This window comes from Porphyromonas circumdentaria (assembly GCF_900167105.1).
Classification (GTDB): domain Bacteria; phylum Bacteroidota; class Bacteroidia; order Bacteroidales; family Porphyromonadaceae; genus Porphyromonas; species Porphyromonas circumdentaria.
In genome coordinates this window covers 40,710-59,575 of sequence record NZ_FUXE01000010.1, presented here as the reverse complement: position 1 = coordinate 59,575, position 18,866 = coordinate 40,710, and the positions used below count along the sequence as shown (strand labels likewise).

General features: G+C 41.4%; 17 protein-coding genes. 12 read left to right on the top strand and 5 right to left on the bottom strand.

Annotation, left to right across the window (positions count from 1 at the left end; translation table 11 throughout):
• Positions 1 to 23: 23 nt before the first annotated feature.
• From prmA to folP, 4 genes are all read right to left on the bottom strand, one after another.
• Positions 24 to 902, bottom strand: a complete 879-nt coding sequence (gene prmA, locus B5D06_RS05590) for a 50S ribosomal protein L11 methyltransferase (RefSeq protein WP_078737026.1) — start codon at positions 900 to 902, stop codon at positions 24 to 26.
• A 5-nt stretch (positions 903 to 907) separates the two neighbouring features.
• Positions 908 to 2,272, bottom strand: coding sequence for an MATE family efflux transporter (locus B5D06_RS05585; protein WP_078737025.1), 1,365 nt, complete (start codon positions 2,270 to 2,272; stop codon positions 908 to 910).
• A 212-nt stretch (positions 2,273 to 2,484) separates the two neighbouring features.
• On the bottom strand, positions 2,485 to 3,267 hold the full coding sequence (gene cdaA / locus B5D06_RS05580; RefSeq protein ID WP_394364848.1) for a diadenylate cyclase CdaA: 783 nt from the start codon (positions 3,265 to 3,267) through the stop codon (positions 2,485 to 2,487).
• A 4-nt stretch (positions 3,268 to 3,271) separates the two neighbouring features.
• Positions 3,272 to 4,129 (bottom strand): dihydropteroate synthase, encoded by an 858-nt coding sequence (gene folP / locus B5D06_RS05575; RefSeq protein ID WP_078737024.1) that lies wholly within the window; start codon positions 4,127 to 4,129, stop codon positions 3,272 to 3,274.
• A 598-nt stretch (positions 4,130 to 4,727) separates the two neighbouring features.
• Between folP and purH the strand changes: the two genes are divergently transcribed.
• From purH to folK, 12 genes are all read left to right on the top strand, one after another.
• Positions 4,728 to 6,254: a bifunctional phosphoribosylaminoimidazolecarboxamide formyltransferase/IMP cyclohydrolase gene (purH, locus tag B5D06_RS05570; protein ID WP_078737023.1), complete on the top strand. Its 1,527-nt coding sequence runs from the start codon at positions 4,728 to 4,730 to the stop codon at positions 6,252 to 6,254.
• Positions 6,255 to 6,294: 40 nt separating this feature from the next.
• Positions 6,295 to 7,317 carry a rod shape-determining protein gene (locus B5D06_RS05565; RefSeq protein ID WP_078737022.1) on the top strand — a complete coding sequence of 341 codons (1,023 nt, stop codon included), beginning with the start codon at positions 6,295 to 6,297 and terminating at the stop codon, positions 7,315 to 7,317.
• Positions 7,318 to 7,356: 39 nt separating this feature from the next.
• Positions 7,357 to 8,226: a rod shape-determining protein MreC gene (gene mreC, locus B5D06_RS05560; RefSeq protein WP_078737021.1), complete on the top strand. Its 870-nt coding sequence runs from the start codon at positions 7,357 to 7,359 to the stop codon at positions 8,224 to 8,226.
• Positions 8,223 to 8,747 carry a rod shape-determining protein MreD gene (gene mreD / locus B5D06_RS05555; RefSeq protein ID WP_078737020.1) on the top strand — a complete coding sequence of 175 codons (525 nt, stop codon included), beginning with the start codon at positions 8,223 to 8,225 and terminating at the stop codon, positions 8,745 to 8,747. The genes mreC and mreD overlap by 4 nt, the downstream gene beginning before the upstream one ends.
• Positions 8,748 to 8,777: 30 nt before the next feature.
• A complete protein-coding gene (gene mrdA, locus B5D06_RS05550) occupies positions 8,778 to 10,640 on the top strand; it encodes a penicillin-binding protein 2 (RefSeq protein ID WP_078737019.1) in 1,863 nt (620 codons plus the stop codon).
• Entirely contained in the window at positions 10,630 to 12,117 is a 1,488-nt protein-coding gene (gene rodA, locus B5D06_RS05545) for a rod shape-determining protein RodA (RefSeq protein WP_078737018.1), read from the top strand. Before mrdA ends, rodA begins: the two co-directional genes overlap by 11 nt.
• Before the next feature lie 157 nt (positions 12,118 to 12,274).
• Positions 12,275 to 13,156 carry a cell division protein FtsX gene (locus B5D06_RS05540; protein ID WP_078737017.1) on the top strand — a complete coding sequence of 294 codons (882 nt, stop codon included), beginning with the start codon at positions 12,275 to 12,277 and terminating at the stop codon, positions 13,154 to 13,156.
• Positions 13,157 to 13,208: 52 nt separating this feature from the next.
• The gene (locus tag B5D06_RS05535) at positions 13,209 to 13,439 is read left to right on the top strand and encodes a DUF3098 domain-containing protein (RefSeq protein WP_078737016.1); all 231 of its coding nucleotides are present in this window, start codon (positions 13,209 to 13,211) and stop codon (positions 13,437 to 13,439) included.
• A gap of 23 nt (positions 13,440 to 13,462) precedes the next feature.
• On the top strand, positions 13,463 to 14,314 hold the full coding sequence (uppP, locus tag B5D06_RS05530; RefSeq protein ID WP_078737015.1) for an undecaprenyl-diphosphatase UppP: 852 nt from the start codon (positions 13,463 to 13,465) through the stop codon (positions 14,312 to 14,314).
• Positions 14,315 to 14,325: 11 nt separating this feature from the next.
• Positions 14,326 to 15,093, top strand: coding sequence for a tRNA pseudouridine(55) synthase TruB (truB, locus tag B5D06_RS05525; RefSeq protein ID WP_078737014.1), 768 nt, complete (start codon positions 14,326 to 14,328; stop codon positions 15,091 to 15,093).
• A 65-nt stretch (positions 15,094 to 15,158) separates the two neighbouring features.
• On the top strand, positions 15,159 to 16,208 hold the full coding sequence (gene queA / locus B5D06_RS05520; RefSeq protein ID WP_078737013.1) for a tRNA preQ1(34) S-adenosylmethionine ribosyltransferase-isomerase QueA: 1,050 nt from the start codon (positions 15,159 to 15,161) through the stop codon (positions 16,206 to 16,208).
• 26 nt (positions 16,209 to 16,234) lie between these two features.
• Positions 16,235 to 16,729 carry a 2-amino-4-hydroxy-6-hydroxymethyldihydropteridine diphosphokinase gene (folK, locus tag B5D06_RS05515; RefSeq protein WP_078737012.1) on the top strand — a complete coding sequence of 165 codons (495 nt, stop codon included), beginning with the start codon at positions 16,235 to 16,237 and terminating at the stop codon, positions 16,727 to 16,729.
• Between the two features lie 830 nt (positions 16,730 to 17,559).
• On the opposite strand, the gene B5D06_RS05510 is transcribed toward folK, so the two are convergent.
• Positions 17,560 to 18,864, bottom strand: a complete 1,305-nt coding sequence (locus B5D06_RS05510) for an MFS transporter (protein WP_078737011.1) — start codon at positions 18,862 to 18,864, stop codon at positions 17,560 to 17,562.
• Positions 18,865 to 18,866: the final 2 nt, after the last annotated feature.

Sequence of the window (18,866 nt, the reverse complement as noted above, 5' to 3'; positions counted from 1 at the left end):
CTCATCCCAAAAATAATGATTTTTTAGTTCTGGGCAATACGAAAGCACATTGCACACCACTCTTCCTCGACAAGAGAGTGACGAAGAGAAAATCCGAGTGAGGTTAAATGCTTTTCCATGAGCTCCTCATCGTCCCGTAAAAAACCACTGATAAAAAGAAGCCCAGGATGGTCCAGTAAAGAGTAATATTTGGGAGCATCTCCTATAATGGCATTGCGGTGTATATTGGCACATAAGATATCTACGCTGTGCAGAGGAAAGTCGAAATTATCTAAAATACCTGTGTAGACCTTACAATCTCTCTCGGGAGCAATATTATTCAATGCAAGATTGTGTGCCGTGTTGTCGGTTGCTAAGCTATCTATATCTATAAAAATGGCTTGTTTCGCCCCTCTTAAAAGTGCGGTTATGCCTAATACCCCCGTACCACAGCCGACATCCAAAACCTTTTTTTCTTGAAGATTTTCTTCTAATAAAAGCCGTAGCATCAATCGAGTGGTTGAGTGCGAACCTGTACCAAAGGCGCAGGAGGGTTCTATAAGAACTTCTTGTTCCACAGTATGAGCGAAAAAACTATGCCGAGGGGAACGGATAAGGAGTTTATTCTCAATCTCAATGGGAGTGAAGCTTTCCTCTTCCCATCTTTTATTCCAGTTTTCCTCGGCACACAGAGAAGAGTTATAATTAAAAAGCATTTCGGGGAAAAGAAGTCTGTAAGTGCCTTTTTCTTCTATCTGATTGAAGTAGCACTCTGAAAGGTAGGCTGTTAGAGACCCATCTTCCTGTTCTACAAAACTGTCGAAGCCTAACTCTGCCAAAGCATTACTCAATAGAGGTAGATATATATCTGCAGGGAGCTCGCTCGGGGTGTTTTTGGAAAAATGGTATTCTTTGTATTGCATAGAGTTTACTCTGATGTACTGTTGGATAGTAACTTTATTTTGCCTTTGATGTAGGGTAGTGTAGCTATGGCAATAGTGCCTTTGAGCATCGAAGTAAGGGATATAGCCCACCAAACCCCATTGAGTTGCCACCCCCAGGATAGGAAAAGAAAGGCAAGGGGGATACGTAGTAAGTTGCCTGCTATACTGATAGAAGCGGGTGTAACACTTCTGCCCGTTCCGTAAAACAACCCCTGAATAGTGATTTCTGCCATCATAAATAGTTGCGAATAGGCTGCAATGCGTAGATAATTTCCTCCCTCGGTGTAGGCTTCAGGGTCGGGTACGATAAGCGCAAAAAACTCTTCGCCCCAGAAGTAGTATAGGAATGTGGCAATAAGGCCAAATATAGAGGTGAAGATGATGCATACTTTGAACGCCTTAAATATTCTCTTGTACTTACGGGCCGCGTAGTTTTGTCCTACAAAGGCTGCAAGAGCAGTGCCAAAACCTTGGGAAGTATTCCATGTAATAGCTTCTAACTGTCCGCCTGTATTTATTGTTGCAACCCCGATATGTCCCCCCGTACGAGAGGCAATACTTCCCATCGTGAGAGTGATAAGGGCAAAAAGAGAGTTGAGAAGAGCCACAGGAAGCCCCAAGGTTAAGATTTTCTTAGTCTCTTTATAGTGTAGCCTACCTGCAATGCCCCACTTGCCCAATAGTTGCTCTTTAATCTTTATGCGGTAAAAAAAAACGGAGAAGACTAAGAATTCTGACAGAACAGTTGCCCAAGCTGCTCCCTCTACACCATAGTCCAGCACGAATATAAAGAGAGGGTCTAAAAGGATATTGGTTATCAGCCCTAAGCTATTTATCGCAAAGGGCACATTGCTTCTGCCTGCCGCTGTATAGATACCTCCATAGCATAGAGAGAGGAAGAAAAAGGGAAAACCTAATGATACGATTTGCAGATAGTGCTCTGCCATGGTGCTAATATCATCTTCCAGAGCGTATAGGGCTATGATTTTGTGGGCAAAAAGCTGACACAAAACCATGATTCCAAGAGAGAAATAGAAAGCCAGTGTGCTATTGTGTTTGGCATAGCTTCTTGCCAACTCCTCGTTATGCGCACCCAATCCTTGTGCCACACAGACTTCAGAGCCGACTTTTACAATAGAACCGATAGAACTGGTAAGCCATACCAAGACAGCTACAACGCCTACTGCGGCAATTTCTCTACTGCCGAGCCGTCCTATCCAAGCCATATCTGTAAAAGAATAAACCACATGGATAAAAGATGTACCTATAATGGGAGCTGCCAAGGTTATGATCTGTTTGCTGATTTTTCCTTGTGTCAGGTCTTTTATCTTGTTCTTTTCTTTTATCATCTTTATAGGGCAAAACTGACTTTGGGTCGATCTATATTAAGGATGGCTCTGTTCTACAACCATATTTCCATTCGTATGGGGGGAGCGAGCTTGTGTCTCTATTCATAGCCTCGTTCTCCCACTCTTAATCAAGGAGATGGCATCGCTTTATTTACCGTAATTATCGCGGAAAATATATTCCTAAGAGCTTTTGAGGGAAGTAACGGAAAGGTTTATTCCTCAAGAGCTTTGCGCAATTCATCTACGGATATATTCTCGTGAATCTCTCCTCTATGAGCATAGGATATAAAACCTCTCTCCTCACTTACGATAACCACTTTTGCATCTGTTTCCTGAGATATCCCCAGTGCAGAGCGGTGTCGTAGACCGAGATCTTTATTTAAGTCTTCCGAAGAGGATACGGGAAGTATACAACCTGCTGCACAGATTTTGCCATCCATTATAATCATAGCACCATCGTGTAGCGGACTATTTTTGAAGAAGATATTTTCGATAAGTCGAGCATTGACCTCAGAGCGGAACATTTCGCCCGTATGGATATAGTTCGATAAGTCCATGGATTGGCTTATTACTATTATCGCTCCTGTTCGTTTTTTTGAGAGGTTCATCGCTGCCAATATAACAGGAGCGATATATTTTCTCTCCTCGATCTCTCCCTTGCGGTTGTCTCTTGAGAACCACTGGCGTACAAATCTCCACTTGCGAGTGGAGCCTAAGCCGACCAAGAACTTGCGGATTTCGTCCTGAAATATAATAATAATGAGCAGGGTACCTACATTGACAAACTTGTCTAATATCGCCCCCATCAGCTTCATTTCGAGTAGTTGAGAGACTAATACCCATAGAATTAAAAAGGTGAATATACCCAAGAAGATGGCTTTAGAGCCAGAACTTTTTAGAATCTGATAGGTATAGAAGAGAAAGAGTGCAACCAATACGATGTCGATTACATCCTTAAACGAGAAAGACATCCAGAGAGGAAACATATTGATCATGGGATTAGCAGTTGTATTGGGCTATTTGTTGGGTTATCAATACTGCCTCTACGGCAGCCCTTACGTCATGCACTCTTAGTATGCTTACCCCTCCCATCATTAGGGCTATTGTGTGCAGTACAGTTGTCCCATTCAACGCCCCTTCGGGAGTAGTATCAACTGTTTTCCAAACCATCCTTTTACGAGATACCCCTACGAGAATGGGTAGCTGCAACGAGGCTAAGGCTTGAGAGGCTTTAGCAAAAAGTCGATAGTTGTCCGACATTGTTTTGGAGAAACCATAACCAGGGTCAAGGATGATATCTTTTACCCCTAAATCTCTTAGTAGTGCTACTTTGTGAATGAAGTAATCGAGTACTTCGGTTTCTACATCTGGAGTGTAGGAATGGGTTGCATGCATGTGCTCTATCCCCCCCCTTAGGTGCATAAGGACATAGGGAACTTCCAATTGGGAGACGGTAGAGAACATCTTTGGGTCTCCCTCGCCACCGCTTATATCATTAATAATGGAGGCTCCATACTCTTCCACGGCCATTTGGGCAATCGAGCTGTGAAAAGTGTCTACCGATACGATAACGTCGGGGTACTCATTGCATAACAATCGAAGGGCTGGCACGATACGCTCTTTTTCTTCCTGCATAGAGGGCTGTATGCTCCCTGGTCGGGTAGAGCAGCCTCCTATATCCACCATCGTTCCTCCCTCGGAGATGATTTGTTCTATACGTTGGCGTATAGCTTGCTCTTCTTGTACTCGGCTACTGGAATAGAAAGAGTCGGGGGTTAGGTTTATAATCCCCATAACTTGAGGTGTAGATAGAGAGCAAATCCTCCCTCTCATGTTGATGGTTTGTTGTTGCCTCATAAGAAGTTATTATCCCTTTTTTGTGAGGTTCTTGCGTACCTACTTTTTTTATTCCCCAAAAGTACTTATTTCGTACGATATTATTTTGATTTCGAGGGCTTGTGTCCAAGCTACTTGGTAAGCCCGTTGTTACTGTAGTAGATGTGGAATACCCTGTTGGCTCTTTTATATCCTTGTTTTATAGGCTATAACAACAGGGAAAGAGGAACAGAATTCAAACGGTTTTGTTAGGACTTGTGCAAACTTTAGTTTATTCCTGTGCAAACTTTAGTTTCCATATATGCAAACTTTCGTTATGACCTGTTATAGCTTCAGAGGCTATATTACCTAAATTTTAAAAGGGGGGTGGAAGTTCCAAAAACAATAGGTTCTCTCCAAAAAGAGGAGCCTCCGATTTTTTTCCTTAAAATAGGGCTAATATATTTTCTCTGTAACTCCTTGCTTTATTACGCAAAGCTCTCAAGAGAGATGGCTCTTTTTCCTTATCCCTCTTTTCGTTCATTCTTTTTGTTTTTCGATTATACAAAACCGTATAAAATCTACTATCTTTGTTCCACTTAAGTATAACGAAAACTACGTTGCGCTTTCTCAGCGATTTATGGAAAAGATAGAAAGAAAAATAGAGCGAGCACTTATCTCGGTGTATCATAAAGAGGGATTGGAAGAGATTATTCGTGCACTCCATGCCCTGAATGTGGAGCTTGTATCTACTGGAGGTACCAAAGATTACATAGAGTCTCTGGGTATTCCAGCGATAGCTGTAGAGGATTTAACGAAATACCCTTCAATGTTGGGGGGGAGGGTAAAGACCCTGCATCCTGGTGTCTTTGGAGGTATTTTGGCTCGCCGAGAGCATGAACAGGATCGCAAAGAGGTCGCAGAGTTTGATATTCGCCTGTTTGACCTCGTAGTGGTAGACCTCTATCCTTTTGCCGATACTGTAGCTTCAGGGGCGAGTGAAGAGGATATTATTGAGAAAATAGACATAGGAGGGATCTCTCTCATTAGAGGGGCTGCGAAAAACTTTCGTGATGTGTTGATAATCTCTTCGGTGCACCAGTATTTTTCTCTCTTGGATATTCTTAAAGAGCAGAAAGGAATTACCTCTTTAGAGGAGCGTAAGCATTTTGCGAAGCTCGCTTTTGCAGTCTCTTCGGGCTATGATACAGCTATTTTCCGCTATTTCGATGGAGAGCATCTCTCTGCATTTCGTGTGGCAGAGGATCATCTCAATGTTTTGCGCTATGGAGAAAATCCGCATCAGAAAGGCTATTTCTTTGGAAACTTAGAGACCTATTTCGATAAATTGCAGGGAAAGGAAATCTCTTACAATAACCTCCAAGATATAGCAGCTGCGTGCGATTTAATAGCAGAGTATAAAGCACCTACTTTCGCTGTTTTGAAGCATAATAACCCTTGTGGTATAGCGACCAGAGAAACGATACAAGAGGCTTGGATGGCAGCTTTAGCTTGTGATCCAGAGTCGGCTTTCGGTGGAATTCTTGTAGCCAATCGCCCTATTGACGTCGCTACAGCAAGAGCTATTGGAGATCTTTTCTTTGAAGTCTTAATTGCTCCCGACTACGATAGTGAAGCGTTGGCTGTTTTAACGCAGAAAACGAAGCGAATACTGCTTTTGCAAAAGACAAAAATACCCTCCAATTTCTCTTTTAGATCGCTTTTAGGGGGTGTGCTGGTACAAGAGAACGACAATTACAGTGATGAGCCTAAAGCTTTTGAAGTGGTAACCCAAAAGGCTCCTTCTGAAGATGAAGTAGACGACTTTGTTTTTGCTCAAAGAGTGGTAAAGCACTGTAAAAGCAATGCAATAGCCTTGGTGAAAGATAGTTGTCTCTTGGCAGTAGGTATAGGTCAGACTTCTCGAGTTTCTGCCCTTAAACAGGCTATAGAAAAAGCGCGCAATTTCGGGTTCGATTTACAAGGAGCTATTTTGGCAAGTGATGCTTTCTTCCCATTCGACGATTGTGTTACGCTTGCGGCAGAGGCGGGTATAACGGCGGTGATACAGCCTGGAGGTTCACTTCGAGACAAGGATAGTATAAAGAAAGCAGACGAACTCGGTATAGCCATGGTTATGACAGGTGTTCGTCATTTTAAGCATTGATTAATTAAGTATAAGCATTGATATAGAACATAATTATCATATGGGACTCTTTTCTTTCAAACAGGAATTGGCTATAGACCTCGGTACTGCCAATACCGTCATTACTAAAGACGGAAAGATTGTGCTCGACGAGCCATCGGTAGTGGCTTTCGACCTCCGAACAAATGAAGTTTTGGCCATAGGGCATGAGGCACGAGAGATGTATGAGAAAGGGCATGCTTATATACGCACAGTACGACCCCTAAGGGATGGCGTTATCGCCGACTTTAGTGCAGCCGAACAGATGATAAGAGGTATGATTAAGAGCCTCAACAAGAAATCTCGTCGACTATTTAATCCTTCTCTTCGCATGGTAGTTTGCATCCCCTCTGGAAGTACGCAGGTAGAGATAAGAGCAGTACATGACTCTTGCGAACATGCTGGCGGTAGGGAAGTGTACATGCTTTTTGAGCCGATGGCTGCCGCGATAGGAATCGGCATAGATGTTTTGGCTCCTCAAGGAAACATGATTGTAGACATAGGTGGAGGGACGACTGAAATAGCTGTTATCTCCTATGGAGGTATTGCCACGAAGCAATCTATTCGCACCGCAGGAGATGAGTTTACCAATGATATTATGAACCATATGCGCCAAAAACACAATGTGCGCATTGGAGAGCGTACGGCCGAACAGATAAAAATAAACGTGGGTGCTGCCATCAAGGAGTTGGAAGAAACCCCTGCAGACTTTGAGGTTTGTGGTGCAGACCAGATGGATACCTTGCCTCGTAAGATATCTGTTTCTTCGGCAGAAATAGCAGCTTGTTTAGATGCTTCTATCGCAAAGATTGAGGCTGCTATACTTAAGACTTTGGAAGAAACTCCACCAGAACTCTATGGAGATATTATCAATAACGGAATTAACCTGACGGGTGGAGGTGCGCTCCTGAGAGGCTTGGATAAACGTCTTACTAATCGCTTTGGTATTAAGTTCATTGTTCCAGAAGAGCCCCTTCATGCAGTGGCTAAAGGTACGGGGATAGCTCTCAAGAATATAGATACATTTAACTTCTTGATTCAGTAACGGCTTTTGAAACTCTTTTTCGAGAGGGCTTGATGCAAAGTGCAGAAAATTATTGAGTTTGTAACGAAAAAAGGGCATTGGCTACTCCTCATATTTTTTGAGGTGGTAGCTTTTGCTTTGTTATTCAATGGCAATATCTATCATCGATTTATTAATCTGACCTATTCCAACTATATAGTAGGTTCTTTCTTACGAGTCTCTGGAGATCTTACAAGCTATATAAAGCTAAGACAGAAAAATGAGGCTTTGTTGGAGCAGAATGCACGTTTGGAGTCGAAATATCTATCGCTCAAACAGCAAGTAGAGTATGTTACGGCAGATACGGTAGTACCTTTTTCGTTTGTAACAGACTCGCTGACTTCTTTCTCTTCTTTGGAGTATATTACGGCTCGAGTCATAAGTTCCTCTATCAATAAAACGAATAACTTGATTGTTATAGACAAGGGAGAGAGAGCTGGTGTTCAAAAAGATATGGGGGTTATGTCTGCGCATGGTGTTGTGGGGATTGTTTCGTCCGTTTCGCAAGATTATTCTGTCATTGTACCCCTGATAAACCCTACCATAAAATTGAGCTGTAAACTCCAAAACACAGGGCACTTTGGTTATTTATCATGGAATGAACCAGGAAAAAGTATTACACGCTTGACAGATTTACCCAACCACGTTGCTTATAAGAGTGGAGATACTATTGTAACGAGTGGATACTCTTCGGTTTTTCCTCCCAATCTTTTTGTCGGTACAGTGGGTCGTATAGGTCAGCCGACCGATGGGGTTCCCTTGAGTACTTCTTTTATACCTGTTGTTTTGGGTACAGACTTTGCCACTTTAGATTTTGTATATGTGATTAGCGGAGGGGTCGGATTGCCCCAAAGAGAGCTAGACTCCTTACTAAGACCGAGAGATTTATGACCCTTAGAGCTATAGCAATCTTTTTTCAGGCTTTAGTTATCCTGTTCTTGCAAGTATGGGTATTTAATCCTCTCTACATATTCAGGCTTGCTACGCCCTTTCCTTATCTTTTATTTCTATTCCTCTTGCCGATAGGTCTCTCTAAGGCTTGGGTTACTTTTTATAGTGCTTTATTCGGTTTGGTGTTAGACATTTTCTCTGGCACTCCTGGATTGCATTTAGCCGCTTTTACGGCTACTGGATTTCTACGTAATTATCTAATCAAGATTTTTATAGATACAGAGACAGATCTATTTCTCTCTCCCGTTAAAGGGATAAGGGGTGGAAGTATGGCTCTACTACTACTCTTATTGGTGTTGGTGCATCATATTATTCTTTTCGGACTGGATGCTTTTTCGGCTTTTCACATAGGTTATTTCTTACGTCGGTTGGGTAGTAGCGTTCTTGCCTCCTATTTGTTGGTTCTGGTTGCCATATTGTTAATGGGGCAGCAGTCCAAAAAGTATTCGTCTAACTTCTAACAAGATGCTCTGTTTACTTTCTTTTCGGTCATGAAAAAGGAGAAGAGTAGCGACTTGCAGCGTATAATGTTTCTGTATCTCATTGCTATACTCATTGTCGTGGGGTATATAGCAAGGCTTTTTTATCTACAGATACTAAGTCCAGAGTACAAGGCAAAGGCTGAGCGGAATGCTTTCTATTACAGAGCTGTTTATCCAGAACGAGGTGTCATGTTCGACAGGGCTGGACGCCTGTTGGTTTATAATGAACCCGCTTACGACATATTGGTTGTCAATAAGGAGGTTAGAGAGTTAGATACGTTAGAGTTCTGTCGTTTTCTCGGCGTAGATATAGATTTGGTGCGTAGCCGATTTGAGATAATTAAGAATAGAAATCTCAATCCAGGCTATTCGCCTTACACGCCCCAAACATTGCTTACCCAGATAAATGTACAGAATGCAGGTCGCTTTCAGGAACACCTCTATAAGTTCCCTGGCTTTCTGGTACAGCATAGATCGGTACGTAAGTACGATACTTCGGTCGCTGCGCACGTACTGGGCTATATGTCGGAGTGTAATCAGAACGAGATTGCCAAGGATAGTACTTTGGCTCTGGGGGATTATATCGGGAAGTCAGGAGTAGAGCGTTTTTATGATCAGCAACTTCGAGGGGAAAAAGGGTATCGGATTATGCTTCGCGATGCTCGTGGTCGTATCAAGGGGCGGTATAACAACGGAATGAGTGATATACAGGAGAAAAGAGGAAGTAATATTACCCTTTCTTTGGATATTGAACTTCAAAAATTGGGTGAGTCCTTAATGCGGGGTAAACGTGGTGCTATCGTTATGATTGAACCGCAAACAGGGGAGGTACTATGCCTTGTAACAAGTCCCAACTTTGAACCCTCTCTTCTTTCGGGACGTGATTTCGGGAAAAACCATATTATTCTTGAGAGAGAAGAGGGAAAGCCTCTTTTTAATAGAGCAATACAGGGGGCTTATCCTCCAGGGTCTACTTTCAAAACTGCGCAGGCTGCTATTTTCTTAAACGAAGGGGTAATCTCCTCTTCCACACAGTTCACTTGCTATCATGGTTATCCTCGTTTGCGAGGGAAACCTGCCTGTCACCCCCATTCCTCTCCTCTTTCGGTAGAATACGCTTTGACCACTTCATGCAACGCTTTCTTCTGCTGGGGTCTTCATTATATGCTTGACGACCGATCTCGTTATCCTTCGGTGCAGGCTGCTTTTACAAAATGGAAAGATTATATGATATCTTTCGGTTGTGGGTATCCAGTCGGAATAGATTTGCCAGGGGAGAAAAGAGGATTTATACCGAATAGTGATTACTACGATAAGTGGTATCAAAAGCGTTGGAGTTCCTCAAGTATTATTTCTAACTCTATCGGTCAGGGAGAAGTGCTAATGACTCCTCTACAGTTGGCTAATATGGCGGCGATTATTGCCAATAGAGGGTATTACTATCTCCCTCACGTGGTGCGCGATATTGCTGGTAAGGAGTTGGATACTACCTATACTCAAAAGCATATTACCGATGTAAAAGAAGAGTATTGGGAGCTTATCGTACGGGGGATGGCTGGGGCTGTGACAGCAGGAACTTGTCGTGCCGCGAACTTTGCTCCTGGAGAGATAGAGGTATGTGGTAAAACAGGAACCGCAGAGAATAGGCATGGAAAAGACCACTCCGCATTTATCGGATTTGCTCCCCGTAATAATCCTCAGGTAGCTATAGCCGTATATGTAGAAAATGGAGGTTTTGGTGCTACCTTTGGAGTGCCTATCGGTAGAGTGATGATGGAATACTATTTAAGAGAGGGTAATCTCTCTGCTACCTCGGCAGCTATTGTAGAACAAATGAAATATCGCTCATTAGTTTACACAAATGATCGCTAACTCGACAGTACCTTTTTTCAGGCGTTTAGATTGGTTTTCTATAATCCTTTACATCCTGTTAGTTATTGCAGGGTGGGCTATGGTCTGTGCCGCAAGTTACAGTTATGATACCGAGCAACTGGTTACTCCTGGTAGCAGACCGATGATGCAATTGGTCTGGATAGGATTAAGTGTTATACTGATCTTACTCCTGCTTACAGTTGATGTGGGGTGGCTTGAGAGTCTCACTCCCGTTTTTTACATAGCTATGTTGGGCCTGCTCTTTGTTACAATATTTGTTGCACCAGAAATAAAAGGCTCTCGCTCTTGGCTGGTTTTGGGTCCCTTAAGATTGCAACCTGCCGAGTTTGCCAAGATAACGACCGCTTTGATGCTTGCTGTAACGATGAATCGTTATGGCTTTAAGCTCTCTTCATGGCGTTCTTATGCCGAGGTATTTGGCATTATCCTTCTCCCCGTATTGCTCATTTTTCTCGAAAAAGAGACTGGTTCAGCCCTCGTTTATACAGCTTTGTTTTTGGCTCTTTATAGAGAGGGGCTTTCGGGTATAATATTGGGCAGTGCTTTTCTTGCAGTTGTACTATTTGTAACCTCTCTCTCTTTGAACGATATTCTTTGGGGGGACACCCGTGCCGAGATTTGGAGTCTCGCAACAATTATAATGATTGCCGTTTTTGTGTTGTTGATGTTGCGCCCTGCAAAAAACAAAAAACTCTTTCACTGGCTAATAGTTACAGAACTTTCCCTCTATGTATTGGCTTGGGTGGCAGATTTTTTTCTGCCCATGGATTATAGTTACGTGGCAATCTTACAACTTCTTTTACTCCTTTCCTACTGTTTCTTTCAGGCCTTTCGTTACTATCTTCGTCGCTATTTTCTGATATTTTTCTTTGCTATTGCCTGTATATTTTATACTCTATCGGTCTCCTTTGTTTTTGAGAAAGTATTACAACCTCATCAACAGGTGCGCATCTCCGTAGCTTTGGGCTTAAAGGAAGATCCAAAGGGAGTTGGGTACAATGTTAATCAAGCTAAGATTGCCGTTGGATCGGGAGGCCTTACAGGTAAGGGTTTTTTGCAGGGAACGCAAACAAAGCTAAACTATGTACCCGAGCAAGATACGGACTTTATTTTCTGTACCGTTGGGGAGGAAATGGGGTTTGTAGGTTCTGCATCGTTGCTTATAGTCTATTTAATGCTCATTTTGCGAGTTTATTATCTGTCTGAGAGGCAGACCACTCCTTTTGGTAGAGTGTATGGTTACTGTGTAGCTTCTATATTCTTGTTTCACTTGGCTATAAATGTCGGGATGGTGATTGGTTTAGTTCCCGTGATTGGTATTCCTCTTCCTTTCTTTAGCTATGGGGGATCTTCACTTTGGGGATTTACCATTCTTTTATTTCTTTTTCTAAGGATAGATGCTTCTCGTAAGATGGAAAGCACGGCTTCTTCGCCTGCTTTAAGGGGGCTTGTCTAATTCTCAAGATAGACTGGAGGCTCTCAAGTTTTTGCTCTTTCTTTAGTTATTCTTCTGCCAGATAGGAGCCTTATTAAGAAAATAGAGGCTATTTCATTGCTCTGGCATAATATTTTCGTACCTTTGTCCAACTCTTTTATACAGTTCTTTATTAAAGATGCGACGACAGGATATTCCCAAGAAGAAAAAAGCGTTTCATACTCGCTTTATTGCCATCATAAGTATAGCTCTTCCTTTGTTTACACTCGCTTGGATTGGTATTGTAGAAGCTTTTCAGAGAGGTGTAGATCAAGAGAGTCGAGAAAACTTAACTTTTTCCATAACTCTCAATAAAGAACTTACCGATGATGAGGGTAGAGAGTTCTTAGAGTCTTTAAAGCAATATCCTTTTTTGAAGGATGCACGCTATATCTCTCCAGAGCAATCGGCAAAGGAATTAGAGGAAGAGTTAGGGGAAAATCCAGAAAAGGTCTTAGGCTATAATCCCTTGTTGCCATTGGTAGAGTTGCATCTTCGCTCTGAATATACACATGCAGACAGTCTCCCTAAGATAGATGCTATAGTAACGCAGTTGAAGGGGGTGGAGAAGTTTACCTATCGCTCCGATATGTTTGATATTGTCTATGATAGAATGCAAAAGTCTTCATATATTCTTTGGGCTCTTTCTGTGCTACTTCTTATCATGGCAATCATTCAAATAAATAATACTACCCACTTAATGATCTATTCCAAAAGATTTTTGATTCGTTCGATGACTCTTTTAGGGGCAGATAGAGGATTTGTATGCCGCCCTTTTATTATTTATAGTATGGGGAATGGTTTTTGGGGAGGTTTTCTTTCTGTTATTCTTTTTGCCGCTTCTGTGGCGGGTTTGAATTATTACTTGCACTTGCCTGTTTTCAAATACATATCTTTTGTAGAATTGGGGATAATTGCAGGTATTATGATTGTTTTAGGTGTTTTGCTTTCTACAGTATTCTCTTTCTTTTCAACCTACCATTATATTCGCATGGATAGGGGGCGTATTACCCTTAGTTGATTAGAGTTGTTATCACTAAAAGAGAGTAGAACTAATCTCAATATTGAATACTATGATTTTTGGAAAGAAGAATTACATCCTTATAATAGCTTCGTTACTGTTGATAATATTCGGTATTATCCTTATGTCTGGAGGAGGATCGGTAGATGGGGTTTCTTTTAATCCCGATATCTTTAGCGTAAGAAGAATTGTTATTGCTCCTATAATTTCTCTGTTGGGTTTTTTGCTGATGATTGTGGCAATTATGCTTCCTGATAAGAATAGAAAAGGCGATCAAGAATAACTTAAGAACTGATTGCCAGGAAAATGACGTTATTAGAAACGATAATACTCGCTATTGTAGAGGGATTAACCGAGTTTTTGCCTATCTCCTCTACGGGACATCTTATGCTTACTCAGGCGGTTCTGGGTATTGAATCAACAGAGTATGTAAGATCTTTTATTGTATTCATCCAGTTGGGAGCAATTCTTTCGGTAGTAACACTCTATTGGAAAAAATTTTTTCGTTTGCCTAAAGATGAAATCTCTCTTGGAAGGGATTTAAACTCGCGAAAGAGCCGTTGGCAGGGGCTATTGTTCTTTTATCTAAAGCTTGTTGTAGCTTGTCTGCCTGCGGCTGTGGCAGGATTTTTTTTGGAAGAGTACATAGACTCTCTACTCTCAAATGTTTATGTCTTCGCAGCAATGCTACTTTTAGGCGGTGTATTAATGCTTTTTGTGGACAAGCTATTTGCCTCCTCAAATAAGAAGAATGTTTCTTTCTCAAATGCTTTTATCATAGGATTGTATCAGTGTATAGCGATGATTCCTGGGGTTTCTCGCTCCATGGCAACTATTGTAGGCGGACAACAGCAGGGACTGTCTCGTAAAATGGCTGCGGAGTTTTCTTTTTTTTTGGCGGTTCCCATTATGTTTGGGGCTACTCTCCTCAAAGCTTATAAACTCTACCAGTCTAATGGAGTAGAAGTTTTTGTAAGTAATGCCACATCTTTAATCGTTGGCAATATTGTAGCTTTCGTCGTAGCTATTTTTGCCATGCGGTTTTTCATCAATTTTTTGACCAAATTTGGTTTTAAGTACTTTGGTTACTATCGTATTGTAGTGGGAGTTTTAATCTTGCTTCTTCTTTCTTGTGGAGTTCCCTTAGAGCTTAAATAACTTTGGGAGATATGATACAATCTAAGAAAGAAGGGGGAATTCCCCTTTTATTGCGGACGGGGGCTATTATTCCCATTGATAAACCTTTGGATTGGACATCTTTTGATGCCGTAAATCGTTTCCGTATTCTTGTAAAACACACGATAGGCCTTAAAAAATTAAAGGTTGGACATACGGGAACCTTGGATCCGAAGGCAACAGGGTTATTATTACTCTGTACAGGACGTGCCACGAAGCGAATAGAAGAGCTCATGCTCGATACAAAAGAGTATGTTGCAACGATAAAATTGGGTGCAACTACTCCTTCTTTTGACACAGAGCATCCCGAAGATGCTACTTATCCTTATGAGCACATAACCCGAGAACAAATTGAGACTATCTTGTCGAATTTTCGGGGAGAGATACAGCAAGTGCCTCCTATTTTCTCTGCCGTATCCATTAATGGTAAGAGAGCGTACGATTTGGCACGCAAGGGAAAGGAGGCAGATTTGCCTGCAAAGACGATAACTATCCACGAACTTGAAATAGAAGATTTCAGTTTGCCTTATGTGAAGTTGCGTATTGTTTGTGGCAAGGGTACTTATATCCGTTCATTGGCAAGGGATTTAGGAGAGGCCTTAGATAGCGGAGCTTATTTAACAGCCTTAAAGCGTACTCGTTTGGGTAGTGTCTCGGTAGAAGATGCTTATACCTTAGAAGAGCTTCCAACCCTGCTCGCTACAGCAGCTTTACAAGAGGAAGGATTTCCTGATATTATACTCCCAGAGAAGAGAAAGTGAACGTTCTTCTCTTTTGGTTTGTTTTTTATACACGTGCATATTTATAAATAAGAAGAAACTGCTTAATGAAACTTTCTGAGTTCGATTTCAATTTGCCAGAGCATCTGATAGCTTCGCATCCGACACAGCATCGAGATGAATCGCGTTTAATGGTCCTTAATCGAAAAGATGGCTCTATTGAGCATCGGATTTTTAAGGATATTCTTAATTACTTTGGAAAAGGGGATACATTCGTCTTTAATAATACCAAAGTTATTCCTGCCCGTCTTTACGGAAAGAAGGAGAAGACCATGGCTCGTATTGAAGTTTTTTTGCTTCGAGAATTAAACAAAGATATTAAGCTGTGGGATGTGTTGGTAGATCCAGCTCGTAAGATTAGAATCGGAAATAAACTCTATTTCGGTCCCGACGATGCGCTTGTTGCAGAGGTAATAGATAACACCATAAATGGTGGTCGCACATTGCGTTTTCTTTATGATGGCACGCATGAGGAGTTCAAATCTTATCTCTATGCTCTGGGGGCTGCTCCTCTTCCTAAGTATATGAACCGAGAGGCAGAACCAGAAGATTTAGAGCGATTTCAGACGATTTATGCTTCGGAAGAAGGAGCTGTTATTGCTCCCGCTGCAGGGCTTCACTTTAGCAGAGAGTTGCTCAAAAGATTGCAGATAGCAGATTGTAACTTTGCTTATCTTACGCTTCATAATGGATTAGGGAATTTTGAAAATCAGGATATAGAAGACCTATCCAAGCATCGTAAGAATAATGAGCAGATGATTATCACCAAGGAGTGTTGTGATATAACGAACAAGGGAAAGGAAGAGGGCGGACAGATTGTAGCCGTAGGAACTTCCGTGCTAAGAGCTTTAGAAACAGCTGTAAGTACTGATGGCCGCATAAAAGAGTTCGATGGATGGACCAATAAGTATATTTATCCTCCTTACAACATTGCTTTTGCAACCTCTTTGATTACTAATTTTCATATGCCTTTGTCGCTACTTTTGATGATGGCAGCTTCAATGGGAGGCTACGAACATGTAATGAATGCCTACGAGGTAGCCATAAAGGAGGAATATCGTTTTGGTGCCTATGGAGACGCGATGCTAATTATCTAAGTCATGAAAACAGCTTAGATGTAGCAATGAAAGAAAAAAAACATTCTACTGTTGTATACCTTGCTTTGGGAAGTAATCTCGGGGCAAGGTATATTTTATTGTCCCAAGCTATAACACGGCTTGACGAGGAGGTGGGGAGTATAATGGACATTGCTCCCTACTATGAAACGGCTCCTTGGGGGTTTACTTCTGAACACCATTTTCTCAATACTGTTGTCGCCCTACGCACACATCTATCGGCAGAAGAGCTATTGACAGAGACGCAGAGGATAGAGCGTTCTTTGGGGCGTACTTCTAAACATCTCAGGGATGAGAATTATACCGATAGAACGATAGATATAGATATCCTTTTTTATGGGGAGGAGGTTATTTGCTCAAATCACCTTGTTGTTCCTCATCCTCTCTTACACGAACGCCTTTTTGTGTTAGAGCCCTTAGCACAAATTGCTCCTAACTTGATGCACCCCGAAAAGCGGCAAACTATTCTTGCTCTTCTCGAGGCCAAAAAAGCTAAGGAATAGAAGCATAGCTTATTTCTTCTTCTAAGTAAAATCAACCTGTAATACTTCTTCCCTAAGGGAGAGAGTCAATGGGTAGGTTCTTATTTTAGAGTTAGAAAAGCAGAAAATAGGAACTTACTACGCTGTACTTTTCTGGATATATAGGTACTCTTTGATACTTTTACAACGCTAACTTTTTCCTTTTATTCTGAGAATTTCTCTATATCTAGACTTAATATACATATATGCAATCTTAATATACATATATGCAACTTGCAAATATATAAATGTAATCTACGAATAGAGAATTCTTCTTGAAGCAGACAACTTTTGCTCTTATGGATTTCACTTTCTAAAAGGATCAATAGGGCCATTTTTTTCTATTCAAAGAGATAAAGAGGCAAAAGTAGAGATATTAAAGAAGGTGATTTTTTGCCGAGAACAACTCTCTTTGATAGTGATGAGATGGTAGTGTCTGAAATAAATGCCGACTTTTGTGATGCTGTAAGCTCCATTGTTCTTAATTTGTTTTTTTGTTGTTACCACAAAGTTAAGAGCTACGGGGCTTACACACTTTTGTAGGACAGTATCATACAAGGCTTCGATAGAAGTTCCGAGTGTATATGTTTTTAAGTCGAGCCTCAAAAGAGATGCAGCGGTGAGGTATAATACAAAGATCTTAGTGATGGCAAACTCTAAAAAGAGAAGCTTAGCTTACACGCTTTTTCAGACACTACCTTAAGAAAGTACTCTGCATAAAAAGAACCCTAAAAGTTTTTATCCAACCTTTAGGGTTCAATTTGATATTTAGAAGAAGGATATACTCTTTTTAATAGGAATCCTTTTCCCTTTTATTGACGGATAGGTTGAGGCTTATAGCCCTCGAGGGCGTAGTACAGCATATAAACTTCGCCAATGATAACCAAAGTCCAAGTCCAATTCCAGTTGCCACCAAAATCGGCCAATGCTCCTTGTAAGAAAGGCATAATAGCTCCGCCGATTACCCCCATGAGAAGAGCTCCTGAAGCTTGTGCCGTATATTTGCCCAACTTATCAATAGCCAAAGAGAAAATGGCTCCCCACATGAGCGAGTGTAGTAGTCCTACTGCAATTAAAATTCTTGGTTCTTTCAGCAACATAGAAAGAGCAACCAATACAGCAGCACATAAAGAAGTTACGAGTAACTGCACATTAGCTCTAATCATTGTTAAGAAACTACTTAGAAAACGCCCTATAAGCATGGAGAGCCAATACAAACTACTCCAAGTAACCACTTGTGTGTAGGATAATCCAAGATCTTGTTGAGCATAGTGAATAATATTGCTCCCGATAGAAACTTCGCAGCCAACGTACATAAATATGGCAATTACTCCCAAACGAAGATGTCTAAATTTGTAGACAGAGTGTTCTAAAGAACTTGTTGTACTGTCTGAATCTGGTGCCAATTCGGGAAGTCGAACATATTTTATACCTACAAACAAAACTCCAACAAATAGAATGAAAAAGAGTAGAGGTAAAAGAATGGAAGTAACCTCTACATCGGCTCCTTCCTTTCCTTTGAATAGTACATACCCCACGAATACAGGGCCTAATGTATTCATTAAAGAATTGGCTGTACCCGCAATATTTTGGCGAGTAACCCCTGTTGTTCTGGGGACTGAGCAGACGATGATGTAAGGATTAACAGAGGCTTGTAGATAGGTTAATCCCGTCCCTGATACAAAGCATCCAATCAAAAATAAAAAGTACCCGATAGGCAGATGTACCTCTTTTCCGCAAGGAATGGTATTCCACCCTTGGAGTGTAGGATGGGTGGCAAACCACTGATGGGAGAATGCAGAGAGTTCGAAAATAACTAAAGAGCAGATTACAATAGCGGTTCCCAGAAGCAAAGTCTTTTTATAGCCATTCTTTTGGAGGAACTTGGCACTCGTAGGTCCCATGACAAGGTAGGCCAGAAAGAATGCAAATGTCAGTAGCGTTGTTAATGTGTTTTCAAAAGAACCAGCTTGGGCTAAAAACGCAGCTTTTAGGGGTGCTTGAAACTGTTGATTGATGCTTGTGATAAGACCTATCAAGGCCATAAACACCACCATAAAGACGAATGCAGGAAGATCGTTTCTTCTTCCCTTAAGAGTTTGATTTTGTGAAGTCATAT